Here is a 24,086-nt window from a genome sequence, read left to right as displayed (position 1 = left end):
GGGGAGGGACCCCGGTGCCCGGCCCGGGCCGGGGAGCCGCGACACGGCCGGACAGACCCCGGCCCGGCCCCCTCTCGTCAGGGGGCCGGGCCGGGTGTGTGTCCGACGGTCGGCTACACGGCCGATTCCGGGGTGATCCGGCTGCGTACCGCCGACTGGACGTCCTCTTCCTCGGCGGGGTCGGTCGCCAGGCGGCGCAGGCGGGGGGCGACTCGGGCGTCCGCCGTCTCCGCGTGGTGGGCCGCCACCTCGCGGGTGGTCTCCTCGCAGTCCCAGAGGCATTCCACGGCGAAGCCGGCCGCGAAGGAGGGGTCCGTGCTGGCCAGGGCGCGCGCCGCGCGCCCGCGCAGGTGGGAGGAGGCCGTCTCGCGGTAGATGTGGCGCAGCACCGGTGCCGCGCAGCCGATGGACAGCCGGCCGGCCCCGTCGACCAGGGCGAACAGCCGCTGGGCGTCCGGCCCGGAGCCGCGGACCGTCGAGCGCAGGGCGCCCAGTACGAGTCCGGTGTCCTCGGCTCCGCCCCGGGCGGCCAGGAGGGCGGCGGCGGCCGCGCCCAGGGCGTCGGGGCGGTGGACCCACTGCCGGGCCCGGTCGACGGCCGCGGGGCCGCACATGCGCTCGTAGGCGGCCACGGCGGGCTCGTCCCCGGCGGCTTCGATGAGGTCCAGCACGGCCGGGTTCTCCGGCTCGGCGAGGACCAGGTGGTGCAGGGCGGTGGCCCGGGCGGCCTCGCCGCCCGCTCCGGCGGCGGCCGCGAGGATCGCGGAGCGGTCCTCGGGCGCCGCGACGGCGGCGAGGCAGCGGGCGGCGGGCACGTGCAGCGGGGTACCGCGGCGCAGGCCGTCGGCGGCCCAGTCGAAGACGGCCTGGACCCCCCAGCCGGGGCGGGGCCCGTTCGGGGTGAGCTGACGCTGCCAGCGGTCGAAGGAGCCCTGCTGGCGGGCCGCGCGCAGGCGGTCTCCGTGCTCGGGTGACTCTTCCCACAGACACCAGGGCCGGGGCTCGTAGGCGTCGCGGACGGCGGCGGCCAGCCGCGCCTCGCCCTCGGCGTCGGCCGGGAATCCGGCGAGCACGGGCGCCGCGAGGCCGCGCAGCCCCTCGTCGTCGTCGCGCAGGGCGAGCTCGTCGAGGGCCCAGGCCCAGTTGGCCCCCGAGGCGGCGTAGCGGCGCAGCAGCATGAGCGCGTCGTCGCGGCCGTACGAGGCCAGGTGGCCGAGGACGGACAGAGCGAGGCCGGTCCGGTGGTCCGTGTCGTCGACGAGGTCGTCGGCGCTGAAGAGGTGGCTCTCGATCGTGCCGAGGGGGCCGTCGAGATCCAAGTACAGGCGCGCGTAGTACAGCGAGCGGTTCTCGACCTGCCAGTCCTGGCGCGGGTCGCTGACCACGCACTGGTTGAGGGCCGTGAGGGCCTCCGCCCGGGGCGCCGCGAGGGCGTGCAGCGTGCCGTCGCCGCGACCCCGCTGGAGGAGCCCGAGCAGGGTGCCGCTTGGCGCTATGACTGGTTCGAACATGGGAATGGCCTCAAATCAAGCTGGGGACGCAACCGGGAATCGGGATTCACAGGGCCGCGTAACAGCATGTGAGGACGTCCGCCGTCATGTTCCGCTCGATGTAGACCATTGCCTTCTCACTCTCGTCGGTGCTCCGCGACCACGTCGGCCGGGTTTGTGCAGGGGGTGGGTCCGGACACCCGACGTGTCCTGCCCGCTCCTGCCCGTCCGCCGTGTCCGCGAATCGAATCCGTCGCCATGATGACCCAGCCGGTTTGTGCACCGCGACCACATTTACGGCCGCCGTAACCATTCCGTGAGGTGGCGGACCGATCGGACCCTGCCAGGTCACGGGCAAAAACGGACTACTCGGCTCCGAAGAGTTCCAGCAGGTCGGCCTTGGCGAACATGCGGGCGGTGTCCACGGCGGAGGGGGTTCCGGCGGTCGGATCCGCGCCGCCGGCCAGCAGCGCGCGGATGACGGTCTGCTCGCCCTTGAAGACGGCGCCGGCGAGCGGGGTCTGGCCGCGGTCGTTGGCACGGTCGGCCTCGGCGCCGCGGGCGAGCAGGGCCGTGACGGTGGCGGCGTGGCCGTGGTAGGCGGCCAGCATGACGAGGGTGTCGCCGCGGTCGTTCGTCAGGTTGGCCGGGACTCCGGCGTCCAGGTACGCGGTGAGCGTCTCGGTCTCGCCCTGCCGGGCGAGGTCGAAGATCTTGGTGGCCAGCTCGATGACGTCCTCGTCGGGAGCGCCCTGGGAGCCGCCCTGGGTGGGCTCGTGCTCGCTCATCTGTCGTACCGCCTTCCACTCGCTGTTGACGTGAGATCCCCCGGGCCGGGCGGGCAGGGGGGTGTACGGGAACTGCGACCGTACGGGTGAATCGCCAGAGTAGCGCCCGGACCTGCACATACGGGGGCCAGGCCGAGGCAAGGATCACGGTCGGCCCCGGCTCGCGGCGGACGCGCCAGCCGGACTGCGCCGGGCAAGTGAAAAAATCCGGGATTCACCCGTATGCACCTTTTATCGCATTGATACTTCCTGTGAGCCTGGAACAGCTGATGGTGACCGTCCCCACCCACCAGGAGAACCTCTCATGATCCTGTCCATCTCAGGCGTCGTCCTGCTCGGCATCATCGCCTTCCTCTTCTTCAAGAAGGACGGGATGAAGCTGTCACACGCGTTCGTCTGCGCGCTGTTCGGTTTCTTCCTCGCCGGCTCCGCCATCGCCCCCAGCATCACGGCGAGCACGGCGAGCCTCGCGAGCCTCCTCGGCGGGATCAAGCTCTAGGTCGTGTCGTCCAAGTCCCGTCTGGCCGGCGGGGCCTGGCACGCACGCTCGGGCGACCGACGCCACTTCGACGACACTCCCTAGCACCGCCCCGCGAACCCGTCCGCACAACACAACTCCAGGAGACGCCCGTGGCCCGGCGCCCACTCCCCCGCATCCTCGGCAACGGCACCACGTCGCTGGCACGGGGCCGCGACCTTGCTCGCACGGCCGCCGACAGCGCCACGGACGTCCTCCATCCGCTCCTCGTCATCGGGCGCGGCCTGCGCATCCTGGCCGCGGCCGGGCGGCACAAATGGGCCGAAACCCCCAAGGACAAGCGTGGTCCCGCGCTCTTCCTGGGCGCAGCCTGCGTCCTCGTGGTCGCCCTCGTCCCGTACGGCCCGCTGCTCGCGCTGATCACCCTGATGGCGGCGGCGGCCTGGCGGGGACGCGGCCGGACCCCGGTGAAGACCGGGCCCAGCGAGGCCGAGACCGAGCGGCTCGGCGCCCTCTACGAGGCGCTCGTGCCGTACTTCTCCATCCCCGAGGACCCCAACCCGCTCTTCGCCCACGGCGGGGAGTGGGACAAGGCCTTCAGCGGCTACGCCTTCGACGGGGCGGGCCGCGTCACCCGGCTCCGGATCCGCTATCCCGCCTACTTCACCGACGGCGAGGCCGCCTCGCGGGCCCGGATCGAGACCCTGCTCCACGCCAAGTCCGGGCGGGGCAGGGAGTACCTGTTCGACTGGGACGAGGAGGGCAACCAGCTCGACCTGACGGTGCTCGCACCGCTGTCGACCGGCATCGCCGCGCAGCCGTTCGTCACCTCTCCCGGCGAGACCGTGCTCGGCTTCACCGACGCCGGCACCGTGCAGCGCACCCTGCCGGTCCTGGAGGGCGACGAGACGCGCGACGTGCCGCCGGTCATCTGGCGCACCGGACCCCGCTCCACCGAGCCGCACCTGCTGGCCGTCGGCCGGCCCGGCAGCGGCACCTCCTCCCTGCTGCGCTCGATCGCCCTGCAGGCGCTGCACCACGGGGGCGACGTACTGATCGTGGAGGGCGGCGGCAGCGGGGAGTTCTCCTGCCTGACCGGGCGTACGGGCGTGCTGGCCGTCGAGTGCGGTCCGGCCGGGGCTCTGGCCACGCTGGAATGGGCCGCCCTCGAGACCGAGCGGCGGCTGACCGCCGCGCACCGGGCCCGCGAGGCGGGCAGGCCGGCGCCCGAGGACACCCGGCGGCCGCTGTGGATCCTGCTGGACCGGCCCAGCGTGCTCGCGCACCTCGCGACGGCCGAGGGGAGCCCGGACCCCCTCTCCCGGCTCCAGGTACCGCTGCGGCACGGGCGGGCCGCGCACGTCACGGTCGTGGTGGCCGAGCTGTTCGACCACCTGGAGCTGCTGAACGACGCCGTCTGGCAGCACACCCGGGCCCGGATCGTGCTCGGCCCGGCCGCGATCCAGCAGATCACCGACGTACTGGGGCTGCCCCCGCACACCACGCCGACGGCGCAGGTGCCGCCGGGGCGCGGGTACGCGCGGCTCGGCACGGGTCCCGTGCACCGGCTGCAGGTGCCCGCCACGCCGGACCCGTACGACGACGCCACACCCTCGGGACACCGCCAGGCGGTGCTGGAGCTGCTGCCGGGGCGGCAGTTGCCGGGCCCGGGCGGGCCGGGGCGGACGGCGCCGGCCAAGACGCTGCACATCGTCCAGCCGCCGGCCCGGGCGCAGGCTCCGTCGATCGACGCCGAGGAGCTCGCGGAGTTCGAGCAGTTCGACGACGCCGAGGAGGCGCCGGCCGAGACCCCGCCGGCCCGCGGCCCCTGGCCGGTGGGCCCCTGAGGCCTACGCCACGAACGTGCGCGGGGGTTCCGCGGCGCTGCCCGCCGCGCCCGTGCCGACCAGGCGGGCGGCGGCCGCGAGGCGGACCGCGGCCTCCTCGGCCACCGGCCCGCCCACGGTGAACGGCAGCCGGACGTAGCCCTCGAAGGCCCCGTCGACGCCGAACCGCGGCCCCGAGGGGACCCGTACGCCGACGCGCTCCCCCACTTCGGCCAGCCGGGAGCCGGACAGCCCGCCCGCGCGGGCCCACAGGGTCAGACCGCCCCGCGGCACCTCGAACTCCCAGTCCGGCAGCTCCCGGCGCACCGCGGCGACCAGCGCGTCCCGGTTCTCCCGGGCCTGGTCGCGGCGGATCTGCACGGCCTCCGCCCAGCCTCCGGTCCGCATCAGCCAGTTCACCGCGAGCTGCTCCAGCACCGGCGTGCCGAGGTCGGCGTACGCGCGGGCCGCGACCAGGCTCCGGATGACGTCGGGCGCCGCGCGGACCCAGCCGATCCGCATGCCGGCCCAGAAGGCCTTGCTGGCGGAGCCGACGGTGATCACGGAGGACCCGGCCGGGTCGAAGGAACAGACCGGCCGCGGCATCTCCAGCTCAGGGTCCAGCTGGAGCTCGGCCATGGTCTCGTCGACGACGAGCACGGTGCCCGCCGAGCGGGCCGCCTCCACCATGGCGCGGCGCTGGTCGTCCGAGGCGAGCGCCCCGGTCGGGTTGTGGAAGTCGGCGACGACGTACGCGAGGCGCGGCGCGGCGTCGCGCAGCACCTGCCGCCACACGGTCATGTCCCAGCCGGCCAGCCCGTCGGCCATCGCGACGGGTACGAGCCGCACCCCGGCGGCGCGCATGAGCTGGAGGATGTTGGCATAGGAGGGGGATTCGACGGCGATCCGCTCCCCGCGCCCGGCGAAGAGGCTGCAGATGGCGTCGATGGCGCCCATCGCCCCGGTGGTGACCATGATCTGCTCGGGCATGGTGGGGATGCCGCGCTCGGTGTAGCGGTCGGCGAGCATCCGCCGCAGCGCGGGGAGCCCGGCGGGGTAGTCCCCGTGGGTGTGCGCGTACGGCGGGAGCTCCTCCAGGGCGCCCTGTACGGCCTTGGTGAGCCACGGCTCGGGGGCCGGGAGCGCGGCGCAGCCAAGGTCGATCATCGAACCGAGGGACTCGGGCGGCAGCGGTTCCAGGCCCCGGGCGGGCAGCGGGTTCCCGGCCGGTACGGAGGTCCAGCTGCCGGCGCCGCGGCGGGACTCCAGGAAGCCCTCCCCGCGCAGGGCCTCGTACGCGGCGGCGACGGTGGTGCGGGAGAGGGAGAGGGAGACGGCCAGCTCGCGCTCGGCGGGCAACCGCGCGGCGACGGGTACGCGGCCTTCGAGGACGAGCAGCCGGATGCCGTCGGCCAGGGTCCGGTACGCGGGCGGTTTGCGCGTGCCGGGGACGCTGGGGCGCTCCTGCTGGGAGGTGATGAGACGGGCGAGCTGTGCGGCACCCACCGCCGAAGTCCACTCTGCCATGCTGTCCGGTCCACCTTCGTAGAATTGGCCCCGTCCGACCCGCTGTGCGGCCGGTATTGGCTTGCCTGCGCCCCCACAGCCTGTCATGCCGGGGTCCACCCGGACCAGGGGGTGCCACGGCGTTCACCGTGTGGCCACCGCGCCGCCGCCCGGCCGCTCACTCCCCACGGGGCACACGGTGCATACTGCGGCGGGTGACGCACGTACGCCTTCGCCATCCATATCTGGACCACCCGGCTCCGATCCCCTTCGCGCACCGGGGAGGTGCCGCGGACGGGCTGGAGAACACCGCCGCCGCCTTCCGGCGGGCGGCCGAAGCGGGTTACCGGTACTTCGAGACCGATGTGCACGCCACCGCCGACGGGAAGCTCGTCGCCTTCCACGACTCCACCCTCGACCGGGTCACCGACGGGCAGGGCCGCATCGCGGAGCTGACGTGGAGCAAGGTCCGCGAGGCGCGGGTGGCCGGCACCGAGCCGCTGCCGCTGTTCGAGGAGCTCCTGGAGGAGTTCCCCGAGGCCCGCTGGAACATCGACATCAAGGCCGAGTCGGCCCTGCACCCGCTGGTCAACCTGATCGCGCGGGCGGGCGTCTGGGACCGGGTGTGCGTGGGCTCGTTCTCGGAGAGCCGGGTGGCCAGGGCCCAGAAGATCGCCGGTCCGCGGCTGGCGACTTCGTACGGGGTCCGCGGCGTGCTCGGCCTGCGACTGCGCTCCTACGCGATCCCGGCCGCGCTGCGGGTCGGGGCGGTGGCGGCTCAGGTCCCGGAGACCCAGGCGGGCATCCGCGTGGTCGACCGCCGGTTCGTGAAGACGGCCCACGAGCGGGGCCTGCAGGTCCACGTGTGGACCGTGAACGAACCGCAACGTATGGAGGCTCTCCTCGACCTGGGTGTGGATGGCATCATGACCGACCGGATCGACATCTTGCGCACGGTGCTGGACCAGCGCGGAGCCTGGGCCTGAGCTGCCGGGACCGCCGCGTCCGCCCTTCACCTGCCGGACGGGAACGAGGGGGCACCGGTGAGTGCGGAGACCACTGAACAGGGCGCGGGGACCGCGCCGGAGGAGCCGGCGCCGAGCGCGGCCGAACGAAAGCGCCAGCAGCACGGCTGGTACTTCTACGACTTCGCGTGCTCGGTCTACTCCTCGACCGTGCTGACGGTGTTCATCGGCCCGTACCTGACGGCGATGGCCGAGGCCGCCCAGGACGCGCAGGGCTACGTCCACCCGCTGGGCATTCCGGTGCGGTCCGGCTCGTTCTTCGCGTACGCCGTCTCGATGTCGGTGATCGTCGCGGTGCTGGTGATGCCACTGGTGGGCGCGGCCGCGGACCGTACGGGCCGCAAGAAGCCGCTGCTCGCGGCGGCGGCGTACACCGGCGCGGCGGCGACCACCGCGATGTTCCTGCTGGGCGGCGACCGCTACCTGCTCGGCGGCGTCCTGCTGATCGTGGCGAACGCCGCGATGTCGGTGTCGATGGTGCTCTACAACTCCTACCTGCCGCAGATCGCGGAGCCGCACGAGCGGGACACCGTCTCCTCGCGCGGCTGGGCCTTCGGCTACACGGCGGGTGCGTTCGTCCTGATCCTGAACCTGGTCCTGTTCCAGTCGCACGAGTCGTTCGGGATCTCCAAGGACGCGGCGGTTCGGATCTGCCTGGCCTCGGCGGGCCTGTGGTGGGGGGCGTTCGCGATCATCCCGCTGCGCCGGCTGCGGGACCGGGCCGTGGTCCGGTCGGGCGCCGCCCACGCGGCCGCGGGGTCGGGGTGGAAGCAGCTCGTCGCCACGCTGAAGGACATGCGGCGCCACCCGCTGACGCTGTCGTTCCTGCTGGCGTACCTGGTCTACAACGACGGGATCCAGACCGTGATCTCGCAGGCCTCCGTGTACGGCAAGCAGGAGCTGGGGCTGGAGGACTCGACGCTGATCACGGCGGTGCTGCTCGTCCAGATCCTCGCGGTGGCGGGCGCGATGGCGATGGGCCGGCTCGCCGTGTCGTACGGCGCGAAGAGGACCATCCTCGGGTCGCTGGTGGCCTGGACCGTGACCCTGGCCGCCGGCTACTTCCTGCCGGCGGGCGCGCCGGTGTGGTTCTTCGCCCTGGCATCGATGATCGGACTGGTGCTGGGCGGCAGCCAGGCGCTGTCGCGCTCGCTGTTCTCGCACCTGGTGCCGGCCGGCAAGGAGGCGGAGTACTTCTCGGCCTACGAGATGAGCGACCGCGGCGTGAGCTGGGTCGGACCCCTGGTGTTCGGGATCACGTACCAGGTCACGGGCAGCTACCGGGACGCGATCATCTCGTTGGTGGCCTTCTTCGCACTGGGTTTCGTGCTGCTGGCGCGAGTGCCGGTGCGGCGCGCGGTGGAGGCGGCGGGGAATCCTGTTCCCGAGCGGATCTGAGCGGATCCGCCGGACGGGCCGGCAGGAGGTTCGGAGGCGGACGCGACCCGGATCTTCATACGAATTCCGAACGGATTTCGACGTTGAAGCGAAGGGCCGGTAGTGTACGCCTTTGACCTGCCAGCCGGACCGTTACTGCGCGCTAAAGAACTGAAGACGTTGGGTGACATCTGCTGCCAGATGTGACAAAACGGGCACTGGTGGGTACAACAAGGGGCGGCACGACGGGCGACGCATCACCCGGAGCGGGAATCTATACCGCCGACCGGACGTTGACCGGATGACGACGACAGCGACACCTGTCCTGTGGGCGACAAGCCCGGGAGGCACGATTCATGAGTGAGCGAGCTCTCCGCGGTACGCGGCTCGTGGTTACCAGCTACGAGACGGACCGCGGCATCGATCTGGCCCCGCGCCAGGCGGTGGAGTACGCATGCCAGAACGGACATCGATTTGAGATGCCGTTCTCGGTTGAGGCAGAGATTCCGCCGGAGTGGGAGTGCAAGGCGTGCGGCGCCATGGCACTCCTGGTTGACGGGGACGGGCCCGAAGAGAAGAAGGGCAAGCCTGCGCGAACGCACTGGGACATGCTCATGGAGCGGCGCACCCGCGAGGAACTGGAGGAAGTGCTGGCCGAGAGGCTGGCGGTCCTGCGTTCCGGCGCCATGAACATTGCCGTGCATCCGCGGGACAGCCGCAAGTCCGCCTGACAGCCGGACGTCCAGTAGAACAAGCCGAGGGCCCCCGCCACGAACTGTGGCGGGGGCCCTCGGCTTGTTCCGTACGTGGCTCAGGGGGCCAACGGCGGCCGGTACCCGGCTTCGGGTCCCGGCTGCTGCGGCTGCTGCTGCCCGTCCTCGCGGATGACCTCGCCCTGGACGACCTTGCCGTCGGGTTGGTGGATGCGGGCCTGCTGGAAGGCATCGCCGAAGCTGCCCGCCGGGGCGGCCGCCATCTGGCGCTCCAGGGAGCCGGCCACGCGGCGGCCCGTCCATGCCCGGACGGGCGGGAGCAGGAGGAGCAGGCCGGCCACATCGGACAGCAGGCCCGGCAGCATCAGGAGCAGGCCGGCCAGCATCGTGAGGCCGTTGCCGCTGCCCCGCTGCTGTTTCGCCGCCTGGGGCGCGGGCTGCTGCCCCTGCTGGAAGGTGTCCGCGAGGTTCTTGAAGGCCCGCCGCCCGGCCCGCTTGATGACCACGGCACCGAGCACGATCCCGCCCAGGAGCAGCGCGGCGACGGTCAGTCCGCCGGCCGCGCCGGCGACCAGGCTCAGCAGCCAGATCTCCAGGATCAGCCAGGCGGCGACCGCCAGCGGAAGGAAGGTGCGGCCGCGCGAGCGCCGCCGGGGGGCCGTCGAAAGGGGAACGCCGGTCGTCATGCCATCCAGTGTGCCTGGGGCGGCGTAAAAGCGGCCTCAGCCGGAGGTACCGGACATCCCTTAGGGGGTGTCCGGGGTCTTGGCCGGGCCGGCGTCCGCGCCCTTGGGCTTGTCCTGGCCGGTCAGCTTCGCCGCGTGGGTCTTGAGCCCCCACTGGGTGACCCGCCACAGGGCCTCCACCACGATGTCCTTGCTCATCTTGCTGTCGCCGAACTCACGCTCGACGAAGGTGATGGGCACCTCGACGACGCGGAATCCCTGGCGCACGGCCCGGCGGGCCAGGTCGACCTGGAAGCAGTAGCCGGCGGAGGCCACCTGGTCCAGGCCCAGCCCCTCCAGGGTCTCGCGCCGGAAGGCCCGGTAGCCGCCCGTCACGTCGCGGATCGGGACGTCCAGCATCAGCCGGGAGTACACCGAGCCGCCGCGGGAGAGGAACTCGCGGCTCTTGGGCCAGTTGACCACCCGGCCGCCCGGCACCCAGCGCGAGCCCAGGACCAGGTCGGCCCCGGCCAGCGCGGTGAGCAGCCGGGGCAGCTCCTCCGGCTGGTGGGAGCCGTCGGCGTCCATCTCGACGAGGACGCCGTAGTCGCGCTCCAGGCCCCAGGCGAAGCCCGCCAGGTAGGCGGCGCCGAGCCCCTCCTTGCCCTTGCGGTGCAGAACGTGCACGTGGTCGTCGGCGGCCGCCAGCTCGTCGGCGAGCTTGCCGGTGCCGTCGGGGCTGTTGTCGTCCGCGACCAGGATGTGCGCCTCGGGCACCGCCGCGCGCACGCGGCCGACGATCGGTCCGATGTTCTCGGCCTCGTTGAAGGTCGGAATGATCACCAAGGCCGTGCCGAGCGGTCCGTGCCCTCGCTGTCCGCCGTCGCTCACTGGGTCCGCCTTCGTGTTCTTGTACGTCCTGTCTCAGAGGATGACTTTAGAACAGTGGCCGGGGCCCGCGGTCCTTCGGGCCGGTCGGACTCCCGCTGGCGGCGGGTCGCCGTGACCGTTGTCTACTGGACCGCGGGCCCCGGCCTGGCCACCTTCCCCCGAGCTCCTGCGGAGCAGGGGGGACCCCCGTCCCGGCGAAACCTTCCCTCGCCCCCGAGGCGCGGGCGCGCTGAGCAGACGGCGCCGCCCGGTACGGACGTCCGGTGGTGGACCCGGCCGAACCTATCCGGGTCCGAGCGCCCGCACCGAACCGAGGCCGACAGGATCACCCCTGTGGCCGTACGAATACCTCCCGCCCGCCGACGACCGTGGCGAGGCACACCGGCAGATCGCCGCCGGGGGTCAGGTCGGGCAGTCCGGGGGTCCCGGAACGCGGGTCCGTGGACCAGCGGGCGACCCGGTCGTCGGGGGCCTGGACCACCAGTTCGGCGGTCTCCCACAGCGCGTAGTCGGCCGGGGCGCCGGGCACCAGCACGCCCGCGCCGTCGCGGCCGAGGGCCCGCCAGCCGCCCCGGGTGTGGGCCGTGAAGGCGGCCCGTACGGAGATCCGGTGCTCGGGGGTGCGGTGGAAGGCGGCCGCCCGGACGGTGCCCCAGGGGTCGAAGGGGGTCACGGGGGCGTCGGAGCCGAAGGCGAGGGGTACGCCGGCCTTGAGCAGGGCGGCGAAGGGGTTGAGCGTACGGGCGCGCTCCGCGCCCAGCCGGTCGGCGTACATTCCCTCCTCGCCGCCCCAGGCCGCGTCGAAGGCGGGCTGCACGGAGGCGGTGAGGCCGAGGTCCGCGAAGGCGGCGATGGTGGCCGGGGTCATCATCTCGGCGTGCTCGACGCGGTGCCGGGCGGCGCGGACGCGGGCGAGGCCGACCTTCTCGGCGGCGGCGCGCATGCCCTCCACGACTGCGGTGAGGGCGGCGTCGCCGATGGCGTGGAAGCCGGCCTGCAGGCCCGCCTCGGTGCAGGCGGCGACGTGCTCGGCCACCTCGGCGGCGTCGAGGTAGCCGGTGCCGGTGTGGCCCGCGTCGGCGTACGGGGCGTGCAGGCAGGCGGTGTGGGAGCCGAGGGCGCCGTCCACGAAGAGGTCGCCGGCGGCGCCGATGGCGCCGAGCGCCTTGGCCTGTTCGAGGTCCCGGTCCGCCCAGTAGCCGAAGACGCGGGGTCCGGGGCGCTCGCGGGCGAGGTTCAGGAGGTCCGCGAAGTCCTCGGCGGAGGAGATGTCGGGGCCGCCGCACTCGTGGACGGAGCCGATGCCGAGGGAGGCCGCCCGGTCGAGGGCGGCCCGCTGGGCCTCGGCGCGCTGGGCGGGGGTGACGGCGGCGAGCGCGGCCCTTCGGACGGCGTGGTGGTCCTCGCGGGTCAACGGCTCGTCACCGCGGACGGAGACGGCCGGTACGAGGTCGAGCAGGGCGGTGGTGACCACGGCGGAGTGGACGTCGATGCGGCTGAGGTAGAGCGGTCGGCCGCCGGCGGCCTCGTCGAGCTCCTCGCGGCGGGGCGCGCGGCGCTCGGGCCAGCGGGAGGCGTCCCAGCCGTGGCCGAGGAGCACCCGGTCGGCGGGGCGGCGCCCGGCGTACGCGCGGACGAGGCGCAGGGCGTCGGCGAGGGAGGCGGCGGCGGTGAGGTCCAGGCCGGTGAGGGCGAGGCCGGCGGAGGTGGTGTGGACGTGCGCGTCGGTGAAGGCGGGGGTGACGAGCGCCCCGCCGAGGTCGACGACCTCGTCGACGCCCTGCGCGAAGGCGTCGGCGGCGCCTTCGGAGCCCACCCAGGCGATGTGTCCGCGCTCGACGACCATCGCGGTGGCGAAGGGGTCGGCGGGGCTGTGTACCTCGCCCCCGCGCAGGAGTACGGTCCGTTCGGATGCGGGGGCTCCGGCGGCGTCGGCGGAACTGGCGGTGCGGTCGGTCATGCAGTCAGTTTCGCGGGTCCGCGGCCCGGCCTCGACCGCGCCCCCGGATACCCGGCGGAAAAGGCGTCACACCCGGGGCGGGCGGGCCTCGTACGGGGTGGAGAGGACCACCGTGGTGCGGGTCGAGACGTGGGCCAGGGCGCGCAGGCGGCTCAGCAGGTCCTCGAGCTCCAGCGGGGTCGCGACCCGGACCTTCAGGATGTAGTTCTCGTCGCCGGCGACGCTGTGGCAGGCCTCGATCTCCGGTACTCCGGCCAGCCGGTCGGCGATGTCGTCCGGCGCGCTCGGGTCGAAGGGCTTCACCGAGATGAAGGCCGTCAGGGGCAGGCCGACGGCTTCGGGGTCGACGACGGCCGCGTACCCGCGGATCACTCCGCGCTGTTCCAGACGGCGTACTCGCTGGTGGACGGCCGATGTGGACAGTCCCGTGGCCTTGCCCAGATCCGTGTAGCTCATCCGCCCGTCCCGTACGAGCAGATCCACGATCTGGCGGTCCAGCTCCTCCATTGCGCTCATAGCCGCTCAACCTAAGGCCCAAGGGCGCTCCAGGCACAGTGCTGTCCGCCCACAAGTGGCACCTGCGGCGGGCATGTGACCAAGGCCACAAGGGTATGCAGGCGTACGGCGGGATGTTGTGGTTACTCGTGCCGCGCGGCGGGAAGTGCTTGCTGTGGCCGAGGCCGTGGAAACTGCCCGCCCGGCCCACCCAAGGGGGAGTACATCCATGCTGAACACCAAGCGCGCCGGTCGCACCGAACCGGAGCCCTGGATTTCGTCGACGCCGAGGACGGTGAGTACCTCGAAGACGCCGACGGGTTCGACGGCTTCGAGATCCACCACGCGATCTGCCCCGACTGCGGCCAGTCGATCGCCCTCGTCGCGGACGAGGAGTACCTGCCGGAGCACGCTCTGTGCCTGACCCCGTGGAACCCGTTCGGGCTCACGGTGTGCGCGGGTACGGGCCGCCCGGCCTCGGACGCGCTGCCGACGGTGGGCATGGGCCAGGTCGAGCCCCCGGAGCTGGAGGTCGTACTGCTGGACCTGCCGCAGGGTCTGGACTGGCGGACGCAGCCCTTCTCGCACGTCGGCGGCCCCGGTTCGCGTCCCGTGCAGATGCCGGAGCCGGCGCTGCTGCCGCAGATGCGGCAGCACGCGCAGGCCGCCTGACGGCCTTCCCGGCCGCGCCCGCCGGATCTACCAGTACGTCCCCTGCACCATCGCCCGGAGGCTGGCGTGGTGCAGGATCAGGCCGTCCGGATCCGCGGGGATCTCGACCTCGCCGAAGTGCGCCTGCCGGTAGGCGATGCGCAGCATCACGATCCCGTGCCGCAGGGCCGCGTACAGGGTGTGGAACTCCATGTCGCGCGGGGCGCGCCCGGTGAGTTCGGCGTACCGGCGCTCCAGGTCGTCGCGGCGCAGGAAGTCCGGCAGGCCGCTCTGGCCGAAGCCGACGGTCAGGTCCTGGAAGAAGCGGTGGAGGTACACGGTCCAGCCGAGGTCGACCTCGCGCGGGGCGTACGCGGCCATCTCCCAGTCCAGGACGGCCACGGGCTCGAACCCGCCGGCCTCGTAGACGACGTTGCCGATGCGTGCGTCGCCCCAGTTGAGGACGGCCGGGCCCTCGTCCGCGGGCCACAGCTCCTCCAGGCGTGCGAAGGCCCGCTCCAGCAGCGGGGACGGCGCGAGTCCGTCGACCACCCAGGCGTAGTAGGCGCGTTGGGCGTCCACGTGGCGGCGCAGCGGGCTGCCGGCGCCCTCGGGGAGGAGGAACTCGGCCTCCTTGGCGGGGAACTGGTCGTGCAGCCGGGCCAGCAGCGAGATGCTCGCCTCCTGGAGTGCGGCGCGTTCGGAGTCGCTCGCGGAGTGCAGCCAGTTCCCCTCGTACGTGTAGGGCATGACGTCGGGCGGGACCCGGCCCTCGGCGCGGGCCATGACGAAGAACGGCGCGCCGAGCGGCCCGGGGTCCTGCTCCAGCCACAGCACGCGCGGGACGGGCAGGTCGGTGTGGGCGCCGACCAGGCTCATCACGCGGTGCTGGCGGGGCATGTCGTACGTGGGGAACACCGTGTAGGCGGCCGGGTCGGCGGCGAGGCGCAGGGCGCAGGCGCGGACCGGGGTGTCGGGGTGCTCTATGTCGAAGAGCAGGGTCTCGCTGGACATGCCGTTGGACGCGGGGACGCGGATCCCCGTGACCTCGGCGCCGGGGAGCTCGGTGTGGAGCCAGGCGGCGAGGCGGCGGCCGAGTTCCTCGGGTTCGCGGGTGGAGGTGCGCGGGCGTGGTGCCGGTGCTGCCATGACTTCCCCTTCCTTCTGCTGGCTCGGGTACGGGGCGCCGAGAGCGCGTGCCGGCGCCGCGGGGCAGGCGGGACTTCACTGACACCCCCTAAGGGGCGACGGAGCCGTAGTCGGCGAAGCCGCTCGGGTCGTGGCGGCCGAAGCTGCCGTGTTCGAAGATGCCGAAGCCGGTGCGGCCGTCGAGGGTGAAGCGTGCGGAGTGGTCGGTGACGCCGAAGGCGGCCATGGGGTGGGCGGCGGGGTCGGAGAGGTCGTAGACGCGGCGGTCGGTCCAGCCGCGGCCCTGCCAGGTTCCGTGCTGCCAGTCGCCGGCGGGCGGGTAGCCGGCGCCGACGGCGAGCGGGGAGGAGTTCAGGATCTCGACGCCGAGTTCGAGGGGTTTGCGGGCCGGGTCGCAGAGGTGGACGACGGCGCTCTCGGGGTGGCGGGTGCCGGGGCGGTAGCGGATCTCCGTCTGGGGCCAGCCGAGTTGTACGTCGCCCCGGCCGCTGTCCTCGGGGAAGACCTGGAGGGCCTCGCTGAGGGTGCGGTGGCCGTCGGCTTCCTCCTGGGCGATGACCATGAGGAAGCGGTCCTCGAAGCGGACGGGGATCCAGAGCCAGTGGAAGCCCTCGGGCCGGTGCTCCTCGGCGGCGCGGCCGCCCTCCTCGCCGGGGATGGGCCGCACGCCCCAGCTGCGGTCGCGGGTGCCGGTCCACTCACCGGGGGTGAGGGCGTGTTCCTCGCCCTTGGCGCGGATGGTGCCGGTGACCTGGCCGGCCTGGACGAAGCGGCGGCCTTCGAGCATGAGCCGGTCGCCGCGCCGCTGCACGTGGTGGGGCTCCCAGACGGCGGGGAACTCGGCGGTCCAGGTGATGTCGTACGAGAGCCCGTCGGGGTCGGCGGGGTCGGGATCGCACCGGAGGGTGATCCGCTTCAGGGGTTCGTCGACGGTGATCCGCAGCGGGCCGACGCAGAGGTTCATGCGGTCGTCGGTGAGGGCGTCGGAGGCGCGGACGGCGAGGAGTTCGTCGCCGGTGCGCAGGGTGGCGTAGGCGTCGATGACCCCGGCGTTGGGGTAGACGCCGAGGCCGAGGATCAGGACGGCGCGCCCGGCGTGGTCGAAGACGTGGAAGATGCAGCGGTCGTAGGCGTTCCGGTCGCCGGTGACGAGGTGCTTCATCGACAGCGGGGCCTGGTGGACGGGGTATTCGTCGAGGGGTACGGGTCGGTCCGCGGGCATGGCAAACCTCCTGGGGCGGCGGGCTCCGGCGGATATGACGGTACGTCAGATATCGGCTCCGGGGCCAGAGTTCTGGCACTCCCTGACAGTCCGGCACGTCTGGCCACGCGGGAACGCGGCGCTCCGGGGTGCTCCGGAGCGCCCCGGAGAACGGCGGCGGGGACATCTCGAACGGATACCCGGAGGGCGGGGGCGGTTACCCGTCCATCGGGTGACGCGTTGGCCCGGTATGACCACGCTCGAGACCCCTGGGACAAGAACGGGACGTCGGCGGCGTTCGGTGCCGCCCGGCTACGAAGAATCGGTTCCGCGCCACGAAGAATCGGTTCCGCAGCGTCAGCCGGACCCGCCGATCTACCATGCGCTGCTGGCCCGTTGGGCCGCCGACGGGCGCACCCTTCCGGGCCGCCGCGATCCGGAGTGGTCCGGGGTCGCCACCTCCCCGATCTGGCCGTCGGGACCCCTCTGCGGAGGCGACCGGTAGGCAGCGGCTCGGAGGGGGTGCCTGCCGCAGGGAGCGGCCCGCCGGGCGCGGCCGGAAATGACCCGGTGCACTCCCTGTGCCGCCTCGCCCGGGCGCGGGCCCGGCCGCACCCTGGGCGCATGACGGACCCGAAGTTGCTCCTGGCCGAATACCTGCGCGACGGCTTTGTCGTCGTACCCCCGATGACTCCGCACGGGATATGGGCTCCCCTGACCGGGGAACTGCCCTCCGTACTAGCCGAGGAGGGACCGCAGCGGTTCTTCGAGGAGGACGGAACGACCGTGCGCGCCGTCTACGGACTCCACCGCAGAGGCGGTCCCTGGCAGGCGCTGGCCGAAGCGTCACCACTGACCGCGCTGGCCCGGCTGCTCCTCGGCGAGGACATGTACGTGTACCAGTGGAAGGTCAATCCGAAGGCGGCCCGGCACGGCGACCGCTGGCAGTGGCACCGGGACTTCGACTTCTGGCGGGCCGCCGACGGGATGCGGCGCCCGGCGGCGCTCACCGCCGCAGTCTTCCTCGACGAGGTCACCGAGGAGAACGGGCCGCTGCGCCTCATCCCGGGCACGCACACCGACCGGCCGGCGACGGCCGCGCCCTCCGGAAACGACGGGAGCAGCGGTGGCGGGGCGGGTGACTGGGCCTGGATCACGTCGAACCGGAACGCCTACGCCCTCCCGGACCCCTCGGCCGAGGAGCTCGCCCGCACCCGGGCCGTGCACGAGGCCACCGGCCCGGCCGGCACGGTGGTCTTCTTCCACGGCAACCTGGTGCACAGCTCGGGCCCGAACCGCTCCTCGCGCGCCCGCACCCTCGCCCTGATCAGCTACAACGCGGTGTCCAACGCCCCGCCGGCCGACCACCCGGCCGCACGCCAGGACCTCTTCGTCAACCACGACGCGAAGCCCCTGCCCGTCGGGGACGACCGGTACCAGGGGTGTCCGCAAAGTAGCGCCCGCCCCGCGCCCGGCGCTCCCTAGGACGTGTCGTCAAAGTCCCGTCCGGCCCGCGCCCGGCACTCCCTGGAGCGGGAGGAGTCCGGCCGAGGTCGGGCGGAAGCCGCAGCGGGCGTAGAAGGGCTCCAGGTGCGGCTCGTAGTCCACGTGCAGCCACTGCGCCCCGGACGCGCGGGCCGCGTCGGCGGCGGCCCGGACCAGCCGGACCCCGAGTCCGTGGCGGCGTTCGTCCGGGTGGACGGTGGTGTCCAGGATGAAGGCGTGCGCGCCGCCGTCGCCCGCGACGTTGACGTAGCCGACCAGGCGTCCGCCGCGGCGGGCGGTGATCCAGGTGGTGCTGCGCTCCAGGACCGGCCCGAACGAGGCCGTCCGGTGGCCCGGCCAGGCCGCGCCGAACAGCTCGTTCAGTTCGGCGTCGGCCAGGGCCGGGCGCACCTCCAGGACCAGGGGCTCCGTCAACGCGACTCGGGGCCGGCCAGGTGGCGGGCGATGACCATGCGCTGGATCTGGTTGGTGCCCTCGACGATCTGGAGGACCTTCGCCTCGCGCATCAGGCGCTCCACCGGGAAGTCCGCGGTGTAGCCGTAGCCGCCGAGGACCTGGACCGCGTCCGTGGTGACGGCCATCGCGGCGTCCGTGCAGAACAGCTTCGCCATCGCCGCCTGGCGGGAGAACGGCTTGCCCGCGTCGCGCAGCCGCGCCGCCGCCAGGTACAGCGCCCGGCCGGCCTCGATCTTGGTCGCCATGTCGGCGAGCATGAAGCGCAGGCCCTGGAAGTCCGCGATGGGGTGCCCGAACTGCTTGCGGTCCAAGGCGTACGTGAGGGCCTCGTCCAGGGCGGCCTGCGCGACGCCGATGGCGCAGGCGGCGATGCCCAGGCGGCCCGCGTCCAGGGCGGCCAGCGCGATGGTGAAGCCCTGGCCCTCCTCCCCGATGCGGCGGGTGTCCGGGACGCGGACCCCGTCGAAGTGCAGCTGGGCGGTGGGCGAGCCCTTCATGCCCATCTTCTTCTCGGGGACGGCGGCCGTCAGGCCCTCCGCGTCGCCGGGCACCAGGAAGGCGGTGATGCCCTTGGGGCCCTCGCCGCCGGTGCGCGCGAGGACGGTGTAGAAGTCGGCGACCCCGCCGTGGGTGATCCAGGCCTTGGTGCCGGTGATGACCCAGTCGTCGCCGTCGCGCACGGCCTTGGTGGTCAGCGAGGCGGCGTCGGAGCCCGAGGCGGGCTCGGAGAGGCAGTACGCGCCGAGCAGGCCGCCGCCGAGCATGGCGGGCAGGTGGGCCTTCTGCTGCTCCTCGGTGCCGTATCCGGCCAGCCCGTGGCAGGACAGGGAGTGCACGCTGACGCCCAGCCCGACGGTCAGGCGGGCCGCCGCGAGCTCCTCCAGGACCTGGAGGTAGACCTCGTACGGCTGCTCGCCGCCGCCGTACTCGCCGGCGTACGGGAGACCGAGCAGGCCGGCTTCGGACAGGAGGGTGAAGATCGCGCGCGGGAACGTGCCGGCGTCCTCCTCGTCGGCGGCCACGGGGCGGATCTCACGCTGGGCGATCTCTCGTACGAGCGCGAGGAGATCCCGGGACTCCTCGGTGGGCAGCTGACGGTCCACCGGCTGCGGGGCGCGGTCGGTCATGGCGGCGCTCTCCTCCCTCATCGGGCACGGCGGCGGCACGTGAGGTGTGGGACGGGCCGCCGGGTCTCGGTGCTTCTCACAGCCGATACTGCCCTCCCGGATCACGGAAGCGGCAGATCAGTGGCTGCGGGCGGCTTGAGTATGCCCGATCAGGGTCGTCCCGTCACTGGGGCAAGATCACCCGTTATCTCGAACGCGTCTTCGGGCAGCGGTGGGGGCGGACACTCGGGGACGAACTCCCCGATCACGGTCAGCGTGGCGCGCAGCTGGCGTACGAGGAGGGCGCCGAGCCGGTCCCGGTCGGGCTGTCGCGCGGCGGATTCCGCATCGCCGTCCGCACCCGTCCCCGCCTCGGCGTCTGCCGCCCGGGCGCCGATCCACTCCAGCGTGGTCCCCTCGACCCCGGACAGCCAGCCCACCAGCGCGAGCCGGGCGAGCGGGGGGACGGCACGGCGCCCGTACGCGCCCTCGGCGATGGTGGCCACCAGCTCCTCGCGCACCGCGTCGCGGATGGCGAGCACCTCGGCGTCCGATCCCACTCCCCCGGTGACGATGGTGCGGTAGGCGGCCTGGTGGTGCTCGGCGTAGTGGAGGTAGCCGTCGATGGTGCGGCGCACCCGCTCGACCTTGGGCAGGTCCGGTTCCCCGGCGGCGCGGACGACGAGCTCGGCCACCGAGTCCTCGACGATGGCGAGGTAGTAGCCGCGCTTGCTCTTGAAGTAGTAGTAGATCAATCCCTTGGCGACGCCGGCCTGTTTGGCGATGTCGTCCATGGAGAGCGCGTCGTACGAGGTGTCGGCGAACAACTTGCGCCCGGTCGCGATGAGTTCGGCCCTGCGGACCTGCGAACGCCCGCTCGCACCCCGCTGTTGACTATTATTCAATTTCGGCCCCAGCCTCGAACTGCCACAGGATGCCCGCAGTATGGCAGACCTGTCTCACTGCACTTCCCCTGCGCACGGACGACGTACGGGAGGCACTTCCATGAGCACGGACAGGGGCACGGACGAAGGTACGGGCGGCGTCACGGACGCGGCCCGCGAGCGCGAAGGGCGGGTCCGCCGGCGGAGGTCGGCCGCCGTGGCGGTGCCCGCGGTCCTCGCGGTCGGGGCGATGGCCGTGGTCGTGGCGCAGGGCGCGCTCGCCGCGTCGTTCGCCGTCTCGGGGACGAGTTTCCAGGTCTCCTCCTCGAAGCTGAGCAGCAAGGTCCTGGCCTCGTAACCTGCAGACGGACCGCTCCGTCGACGGCAAGGGGCATCCGGTCGCGCTGCTCGGCATCGGCGAGGCCACGCTCACCGGCATCTGCCAGGCCGCCGAGGTGGACACCCCTCTGGGCACGGTGGTCTTCAAGCTGACCGCCGGCGGTCCGGCGGGTGAGGTCACGGCGAGCAACCTCGTCATCGACGGCGAGGACCTCGACGGCGACGCGACCTTCGGCACGGCGCAGATCGGCCGGGACGCCTCGACCCCCGACCGGGTGGACGGGGTCAAGGGGAAGCCCGGGAAGTTCGGCCTCCAGGCCGGGGACATCGAGGTCGTCGGGGTGAAATCGCACGCCTGGTCCGCGACCGGCGGGAACTTCCGCCTCAAGGGCATGCGGGTGAGCGTCGCCATGGACGGCGAGAAGTGCTTCTGAAGCCCCCTCGGCTGCCGCTGCCACTGCCGCGGCAGCGACGGCGGCTGCGCACCTGGCGCCGGACCCGGCCCTTCTGGGGCGGGCTGCTGGTCGTCCTGGGCGGGGCCGAGCTGCTGCTGGTCCCGCTCTCCCCGCTGACCGTGCTGGTGAGCCTGGGCCTCGGCGGGATCGCGGCGATCGGGATCGGGGCCGCGCTCGTCGTGGCGGGCCTGTTCCTGTGGTTCCTGCCGCAGGCCCGGGCGTACGTCTCCGTCCACGCCCTCCTGCTGTCGGTGCTGTCGTTCCTGGCGACCAACCTGGGCGGGTTCCTGGTCGGCATGCTGCTCGGGATCGCCGGGAGCGCGCCGGCCTTCGGGAGGACGCCGCTCCCGTACGACGCGGCACCCGGGGCCGCCGGCGCGCAGGACCCGTGCGAACGCAAGCCGCACGGCACCGGTCCGCGGGCGCTCGCCGCCGTACTGCCGGTCCTGCTGGCGGCCGCACTGGCGACCGGGGCCCCGCCGGCCAGGGCGGCGGGGCGGCCCGACGGGCCGCCGACGGCCACCCGGACCCCCCCCGACCGTCACCACCTCGCTGTTCGCCCCGCAGGGCTTCGCCTTCGCGGGGGTCGCCGAGGTCGCAACGGCCGACGGGCCGCTGAGGGTACTGGTGCTGAGGATGCGCGCGGCCTCGCTGGCCGACTACCGGCTGCGCACCCGCGACGGGCGCGAGGAGTACGGGCTGGCCGCCACGTCCCTCGAACTACGGGGCAATGTGACCTTGTACCTGACGAAGTTCAGCGGCTGCATCGAAGGGCTGCTGTGCGTCACCTTCAGCCCCGACGGGCTGCCCGCTCCCCCGGTGATCCCGCCGTTCGTCTTCATGACCCGGGTCAGCGCGGAGCAGGCGCTGGTCACCTCGGACCTGATCGTCACGGACGGCCTGCGGCTGGAGGCCTCGTAGGCGCGGGCACGCCCGCATCCCCGCCCGCAGGCCTGAAAGTGCGCGGACCCGCAGGTCAGAGCCAGCCCACCTGCGTGACGAACATGGCGACGACGACCACCAGCGTCCAGCCGAGCACGTGCTCAAGCCACTTGGAGTGGTCCTTGGGGCCACCGGTCCGGACGAGGTTCCGGGCGCGGGCGGTGAGGGAGGGGCTGTATTCGGTCATGCCATCCAATGTGACAGCGTTCGCGGCTTTCGCGGCAGAGACGATCGTCACGCGTGGCACGCATCACGCGCCCCGGCATGCCTCCGTACCCCGGCATGCCGCCGGGCCCCGGCCGGCTCGCGGTCGGGGCCCGGCGCGTACGGGGGTCAGGTGGCGCGGTCGCGGCCCGCCATGCCCGCCATGGAGAGCGCGAGCAACAGGGCGACGCCGCCGGTGATGACGTTGCTGACCACGCTGCGGGTGGTGCTGACGTCACCGGCGATGACCCACGGAGCCACGATCGTCCAGGCTCCGATGGCGACCGCCGTCCAGGCCATCGCGTGGGTGCGCTCGTAAGCGGAGCCGAGTCCGCTCATGCACAGGCAGTACGCCACGCCGGCGATCAGGTTGTTGATCGCCAGCGAGCCGAGTCCGCTGAACCCGGCGATCCAGGGCGAAGCCGCCAGGTACAGGCCCGTGATGAGGGCCAGCGCCTCGACGGCCTGGGCGGCGGGGGTGCTGGTGACCCGCTCGAACCGGGAGCGCATCTCGGCGAGGTCGGGGTGGTGTTCGATGCTGTGGGTGGTCATGGCGGGCCGCCTCCTGTAGAAGCCTTTATGTGCCCTTTACGACCTTATGTTGCGCTTATCTACCTCAGCGGTCAACGGAAATTTCCGGCAATCCGCTCACAGCACCCCGACCGCCCGCAGGGCCGCGAGCTGGATGGCGCTCGGGCGGGCCGGAGCGTACAGGTAGCAGACGCCCCCGGAGCCGGACACCACCTTGGCGGCAGAGTTGTGGCGCTTCGTCCGCAGCCAGGCGTTCTCCCACTCCCGGCGCTTGTACACGCGGCGGACCGCCGTGTTGTCGGGCGAGTTCGGGTCGTTGGCGACCACGTCCCCGGCGGCGGTGAAGCCGACGACGATCATCAGGTGGCCCGCGGTGCCGTAGCCCGCACCCGTCAGTTCCTCCGTCCGGAAGGACTGCGAGGTGATCACCGGGATGCCCGAACGGACCAGGGCCTCCAGGTCGGCGAGGGAGCGGAGCCGGGTCACGACCCCGGCGAGGCCGGCGTACGTGGCGGCGTACGCGGCGTTGAAGGGCCAGTTGCCACAGCCCTTGTACGCGCTGTCGTAGGTGGACCGGGCCGCGTGGCAGACCTGCGGGTCGGGGTAGCGGGAATCGACCCAGGCCAGGTCCCCGGCGGCGGGTTTGCGGCCCCAGTACTCGATGGCCATCTGGGAGGAGGTGGGGCTGCACCAGGCCTCGCCGCCGTTGTCGTACTGGGGGTAGCGGCCCTTGTGGACCTCCTGCGAGTAGCGGGGGACCGTCAGCTCGTGGGCCGTGCGCGAGGGGACGGACGCGGGAACGGTGAACCGGTCCGGGACGTCGGAGACCATGGCTCCGGCCAGCCACACCGTCGGGCCCTGGGCGGCGCCGGGCTTGCGGTGGAGGGTCAGGCGCAGCTGCCACTGCGCGATCCGCACCCCGTTCGCCTTCGCGGGGGCGTCGACGGCCAGGGTGTCGGTCCACACGGTGGTACTGCCGTCGGTCTGGCCGTCCACGGAGGTGCGGCGGATGTCGCCGTCGCCGGAGGCCCAGCGGCCCATCACGTACCAGGGGGTGGTGGCGCCGCCGCCGTACGTGGCGCGCAGCTCGATCTGGATCCAGGTGCCGGCCGGGGTGTGAGCGTTCCAGGAAGCGATGGCCTCGGTGCCGGGCACGCCGGAGCGGTGCACCGGGGAGGTCCAGACCGCGTACTCCCAGGTGCCCTTCTTCGCGGTGTGCGGGTCGGTGTACTCGGTGTGGCCGGCCGGCGTGTCGATCACCAGACCGGGGCGGGCGCCGGCGAGGGCGGCGGTGCCTTGGTGGGTGCCGGCCCGCCAGTGCCCGTACGAGTACCAGAACCGGTTGTCGATGGTCCGGGCAGCGGCCGCCGCCGCCGCGGCTTCCGCTTCCCGCGCCCCGGCCGGGCCGGGGCGGGCCGGGGGCGTCGCGCCCGCGGCCGAGGCGCGGC

24 protein-coding genes and 2 pseudogenes are annotated in these 24,086 nt (G+C 73.1%); 11 read left to right on the top strand and 15 right to left on the bottom strand.

Annotated elements, in window-relative coordinates:
* Positions 1-113: 113 nt before the first annotated feature.
* Together ACFXGI_RS33965 and ACFXGI_RS33960 are read right to left on the bottom strand one after the other, a co-directional pair.
* Positions 114-1,511 carry a HEAT repeat domain-containing protein gene (locus ACFXGI_RS33965; protein WP_384715303.1) on the bottom strand — a complete coding sequence of 466 codons (1,398 nt, stop codon included), beginning with the start codon at positions 1,509-1,511 and terminating at the stop codon, positions 114-116.
* A 344-nt stretch (positions 1,512-1,855) separates the two neighbouring features.
* Positions 1,856-2,278: an ankyrin repeat domain-containing protein gene (locus ACFXGI_RS33960; protein WP_384715300.1), complete on the bottom strand. Its 423-nt coding sequence runs from the start codon at positions 2,276-2,278 to the stop codon at positions 1,856-1,858.
* Between the two features lie 304 nt (positions 2,279-2,582).
* Here ACFXGI_RS33960 and ACFXGI_RS33955 point away from each other — a divergent pair, with 304 nt between their 5' ends.
* Both ACFXGI_RS33955 and ACFXGI_RS33950 read left to right on the top strand, forming a co-directional pair.
* On the top strand, positions 2,583-2,777 hold the full coding sequence (locus tag ACFXGI_RS33955; protein ID WP_030162614.1) for a hypothetical protein: 195 nt from the start codon (positions 2,583-2,585) through the stop codon (positions 2,775-2,777).
* A gap of 131 nt (positions 2,778-2,908) precedes the next feature.
* Entirely contained in the window at positions 2,909-4,603 is a 1,695-nt protein-coding gene (locus ACFXGI_RS33950; RefSeq protein WP_384715297.1) for a hypothetical protein, read from the top strand.
* 3 nt (positions 4,604-4,606) lie between these two features.
* Here the strand turns inward: ACFXGI_RS33950 and ACFXGI_RS33945 are convergent, their stop codons facing one another.
* A complete protein-coding gene (locus ACFXGI_RS33945) occupies positions 4,607-6,109 on the bottom strand; it encodes a PLP-dependent aminotransferase family protein (protein WP_384715294.1) in 1,503 nt (500 codons plus the stop codon).
* Between the two features lie 194 nt (positions 6,110-6,303).
* Between ACFXGI_RS33945 and ACFXGI_RS33940 the strand changes: the two genes are divergently transcribed.
* The 3 genes from ACFXGI_RS33940 to ACFXGI_RS33930 all read left to right on the top strand — a co-directional run bounded on the left by ACFXGI_RS33940 (position 6,304) and on the right by ACFXGI_RS33930 (position 9,221).
* Entirely contained in the window at positions 6,304-7,074 is a 771-nt protein-coding gene (locus ACFXGI_RS33940; RefSeq protein ID WP_384715291.1) for a glycerophosphodiester phosphodiesterase family protein, read from the top strand.
* 57 nt (positions 7,075-7,131) lie between these two features.
* A complete protein-coding gene (locus tag ACFXGI_RS33935; protein WP_384715288.1) occupies positions 7,132-8,511 on the top strand; it encodes an MFS transporter in 1,380 nt (459 codons plus the stop codon).
* A 335-nt stretch (positions 8,512-8,846) separates the two neighbouring features.
* Positions 8,847-9,221 carry an RNA polymerase-binding protein RbpA gene (locus ACFXGI_RS33930; protein ID WP_007262928.1) on the top strand — a complete coding sequence of 125 codons (375 nt, stop codon included), beginning with the start codon at positions 8,847-8,849 and terminating at the stop codon, positions 9,219-9,221.
* An 80-nt stretch (positions 9,222-9,301) separates the two neighbouring features.
* On the opposite strand, the gene fxsA is transcribed toward ACFXGI_RS33930, so the two are convergent.
* The 4 genes from fxsA to ACFXGI_RS33910 all read right to left on the bottom strand — a co-directional run bounded on the left by fxsA (position 9,302) and on the right by ACFXGI_RS33910 (position 13,226).
* Positions 9,302-9,889 (bottom strand): FxsA family membrane protein, encoded by a 588-nt coding sequence (gene fxsA / locus ACFXGI_RS33925; protein WP_384715285.1) that lies wholly within the window; start codon positions 9,887-9,889, stop codon positions 9,302-9,304.
* 60 nt (positions 9,890-9,949) lie between these two features.
* Positions 9,950-10,759 carry a polyprenol monophosphomannose synthase gene (locus ACFXGI_RS33920; RefSeq protein ID WP_384715282.1) on the bottom strand — a complete coding sequence of 270 codons (810 nt, stop codon included), beginning with the start codon at positions 10,757-10,759 and terminating at the stop codon, positions 9,950-9,952.
* A gap of 325 nt (positions 10,760-11,084) precedes the next feature.
* Positions 11,085-12,719 carry an amidohydrolase gene (locus ACFXGI_RS33915; protein ID WP_384715279.1) on the bottom strand — a complete coding sequence of 545 codons (1,635 nt, stop codon included), beginning with the start codon at positions 12,717-12,719 and terminating at the stop codon, positions 11,085-11,087.
* 66 nt (positions 12,720-12,785) lie between these two features.
* Entirely contained in the window at positions 12,786-13,226 is a 441-nt protein-coding gene (locus tag ACFXGI_RS33910) for an Lrp/AsnC family transcriptional regulator (RefSeq protein ID WP_030162595.1), read from the bottom strand.
* 217 nt (positions 13,227-13,443) lie between these two features.
* Here ACFXGI_RS33910 and ACFXGI_RS33905 point away from each other — a divergent pair.
* Positions 13,444-13,886 (top strand): annotated as a pseudogene (locus ACFXGI_RS33905) (hypothetical protein).
* A 27-nt stretch (positions 13,887-13,913) separates the two neighbouring features.
* On the opposite strand, the gene ACFXGI_RS33900 reads toward ACFXGI_RS33905, so the two are convergent.
* The gene (locus ACFXGI_RS33900) at positions 13,914-15,014 is read right to left on the bottom strand and encodes a phosphotransferase family protein (RefSeq protein WP_384715276.1); all 1,101 of its coding nucleotides are present in this window, start codon (positions 15,012-15,014) and stop codon (positions 13,914-13,916) included.
* An 88-nt stretch (positions 15,015-15,102) separates the two neighbouring features.
* Positions 15,103-16,236, bottom strand: coding sequence for a hypothetical protein (locus ACFXGI_RS33895; RefSeq protein ID WP_384715273.1), 1,134 nt, complete (start codon positions 16,234-16,236; stop codon positions 15,103-15,105).
* Between the two features lie 603 nt (positions 16,237-16,839).
* Here ACFXGI_RS33895 and ACFXGI_RS33890 point away from each other — a divergent pair.
* Positions 16,840-17,700, top strand: coding sequence for a phytanoyl-CoA dioxygenase family protein (locus ACFXGI_RS33890; RefSeq protein WP_384715271.1), 861 nt, complete (start codon positions 16,840-16,842; stop codon positions 17,698-17,700).
* Between the two features lie 9 nt (positions 17,701-17,709).
* On the opposite strand, the gene ACFXGI_RS33885 is transcribed toward ACFXGI_RS33890, so the two are convergent.
* From ACFXGI_RS33885 to ACFXGI_RS33875, 3 genes are all read right to left on the bottom strand, one after another.
* Entirely contained in the window at positions 17,710-18,135 is a 426-nt protein-coding gene (locus ACFXGI_RS33885) for a GNAT family N-acetyltransferase (protein ID WP_384715268.1), read from the bottom strand.
* On the bottom strand, positions 18,132-19,304 hold the full coding sequence (locus tag ACFXGI_RS33880) for an acyl-CoA dehydrogenase family protein (RefSeq protein ID WP_384715265.1): 1,173 nt from the start codon (positions 19,302-19,304) through the stop codon (positions 18,132-18,134). Before ACFXGI_RS33880 ends, ACFXGI_RS33885 begins: the two co-directional genes overlap by 4 nt.
* A 149-nt stretch (positions 19,305-19,453) precedes the next feature.
* Positions 19,454-20,188, bottom strand: a complete 735-nt coding sequence (locus ACFXGI_RS33875; protein WP_384715262.1) for a TetR/AcrR family transcriptional regulator — start codon at positions 20,186-20,188, stop codon at positions 19,454-19,456.
* A 100-nt stretch (positions 20,189-20,288) separates the two neighbouring features.
* Here ACFXGI_RS33875 and ACFXGI_RS33870 point away from each other — a divergent pair, with 100 nt between their 5' ends.
* The 4 genes and pseudogenes from ACFXGI_RS33870 (at position 20,289) to ACFXGI_RS33855 (ending at position 21,882) form a co-directional block, all read left to right on the top strand.
* Positions 20,289-20,525, top strand: a complete 237-nt coding sequence (locus ACFXGI_RS33870; protein WP_384715259.1) for a hypothetical protein — start codon at positions 20,289-20,291, stop codon at positions 20,523-20,525.
* Position 20,526: 1 nt separating this feature from the next.
* Positions 20,527-20,940: a DUF6230 family protein gene (locus ACFXGI_RS33865; RefSeq protein ID WP_384715348.1), complete on the top strand. Its 414-nt coding sequence runs from the start codon at positions 20,527-20,529 to the stop codon at positions 20,938-20,940.
* Positions 20,931-21,233: pseudogene (locus ACFXGI_RS33860) on the top strand (DUF6114 domain-containing protein); the annotation flags it as partial. The gene ACFXGI_RS33865 and the pseudogene ACFXGI_RS33860, both read left to right, overlap by 10 nt.
* Positions 21,234-21,588: 355 nt before the next feature.
* Positions 21,589-21,882 carry a hypothetical protein gene (locus ACFXGI_RS33855; RefSeq protein ID WP_384715256.1) on the top strand — a complete coding sequence of 98 codons (294 nt, stop codon included), beginning with the start codon at positions 21,589-21,591 and terminating at the stop codon, positions 21,880-21,882.
* Positions 21,883-21,937: 55 nt separating this feature from the next.
* Here the strand turns inward: ACFXGI_RS33855 and ACFXGI_RS33850 are convergent, their stop codons facing one another.
* The 3 genes from ACFXGI_RS33850 to ACFXGI_RS33840 all read right to left on the bottom strand — a co-directional run.
* Entirely contained in the window at positions 21,938-22,090 is a 153-nt protein-coding gene (locus ACFXGI_RS33850; protein WP_384715253.1) for an SCO1431 family membrane protein, read from the bottom strand.
* Positions 22,091-22,236: 146 nt separating this feature from the next.
* A complete protein-coding gene (locus ACFXGI_RS33845; protein WP_384715250.1) occupies positions 22,237-22,659 on the bottom strand; it encodes an SPW repeat protein in 423 nt (140 codons plus the stop codon).
* A gap of 96 nt (positions 22,660-22,755) precedes the next feature.
* On the bottom strand, positions 22,756-24,086 hold a 1,331-nt coding region (locus ACFXGI_RS33840; protein ID WP_384715247.1), incomplete at its 5' end, for a peptidase C39 family protein.

It is taken from the genome of Streptomyces sp. NPDC059355 (assembly GCF_042752335.1).
Lineage (GTDB): Bacteria > Actinomycetota > Actinomycetes > Streptomycetales > Streptomycetaceae > Streptomyces.
The sequence above is the reverse complement of the archived record's forward strand: the minus strand, read 5'-3'. Positions and strand labels throughout refer to the sequence as shown.

Bases quoted from the DNA above. Each gene is read 5' to 3' on its own strand.
- ACFXGI_RS33850 (WP_384715253.1), bottom strand. From the start codon at position 22,090: ATGACCGAATACAGCCCCTCCCTCACCGCCCGCGCCCGGAACCTCGTC.
- ACFXGI_RS33930 (WP_007262928.1), top strand. From the start codon at position 8,847: ATGAGTGAGCGAGCTCTCCGCGGTACGCGGCTCGTGGTTACCAGCTAC.
- ACFXGI_RS33845 (WP_384715250.1), bottom strand. From the start codon at position 22,659: ATGACCACCCACAGCATCGAACACCACCCCGACCTCGCCGAGATGCGC.
- ACFXGI_RS33890 (WP_384715271.1), top strand. From the start codon at position 16,840: ATGACGGACCCGAAGTTGCTCCTGGCCGAATACCTGCGCGACGGCTTT.
- ACFXGI_RS33965 (WP_384715303.1), bottom strand. From the start codon at position 1,511: ATGTTCGAACCAGTCATAGCGCCAAGCGGCACCCTGCTCGGGCTCCTC.
- ACFXGI_RS33945 (WP_384715294.1), bottom strand. From the start codon at position 6,109: ATGGCAGAGTGGACTTCGGCGGTGGGTGCCGCACAGCTCGCCCGTCTC.
- ACFXGI_RS33955 (WP_030162614.1), top strand. From the start codon at position 2,583: ATGATCCTGTCCATCTCAGGCGTCGTCCTGCTCGGCATCATCGCCTTC.
- ACFXGI_RS33900 (WP_384715276.1), bottom strand. From the start codon at position 15,014: ATGGCAGCACCGGCACCACGCCCGCGCACCTCCACCCGCGAACCCGAG.
- ACFXGI_RS33895 (WP_384715273.1), bottom strand. From the start codon at position 16,236: ATGCCCGCGGACCGACCCGTACCCCTCGACGAATACCCCGTCCACCAG.
- ACFXGI_RS33910 (WP_030162595.1), bottom strand. From the start codon at position 13,226: ATGGAGGAGCTGGACCGCCAGATCGTGGATCTGCTCGTACGGGACGGG.
- ACFXGI_RS33915 (WP_384715279.1), bottom strand. From the start codon at position 12,719: ATGACCGACCGCACCGCCAGTTCCGCCGACGCCGCCGGAGCCCCCGCA.
- ACFXGI_RS33960 (WP_384715300.1), bottom strand. From the start codon at position 2,278: ATGAGCGAGCACGAGCCCACCCAGGGCGGCTCCCAGGGCGCTCCCGAC.
- ACFXGI_RS33870 (WP_384715259.1), top strand. From the start codon at position 20,289: ATGAGCACGGACAGGGGCACGGACGAAGGTACGGGCGGCGTCACGGAC.
- ACFXGI_RS33880 (WP_384715265.1), bottom strand. From the start codon at position 19,304: ATGACCGACCGCGCCCCGCAGCCGGTGGACCGTCAGCTGCCCACCGAG.
- fxsA (WP_384715285.1), bottom strand. From the start codon at position 9,889: ATGACGACCGGCGTTCCCCTTTCGACGGCCCCCCGGCGGCGCTCGCGC.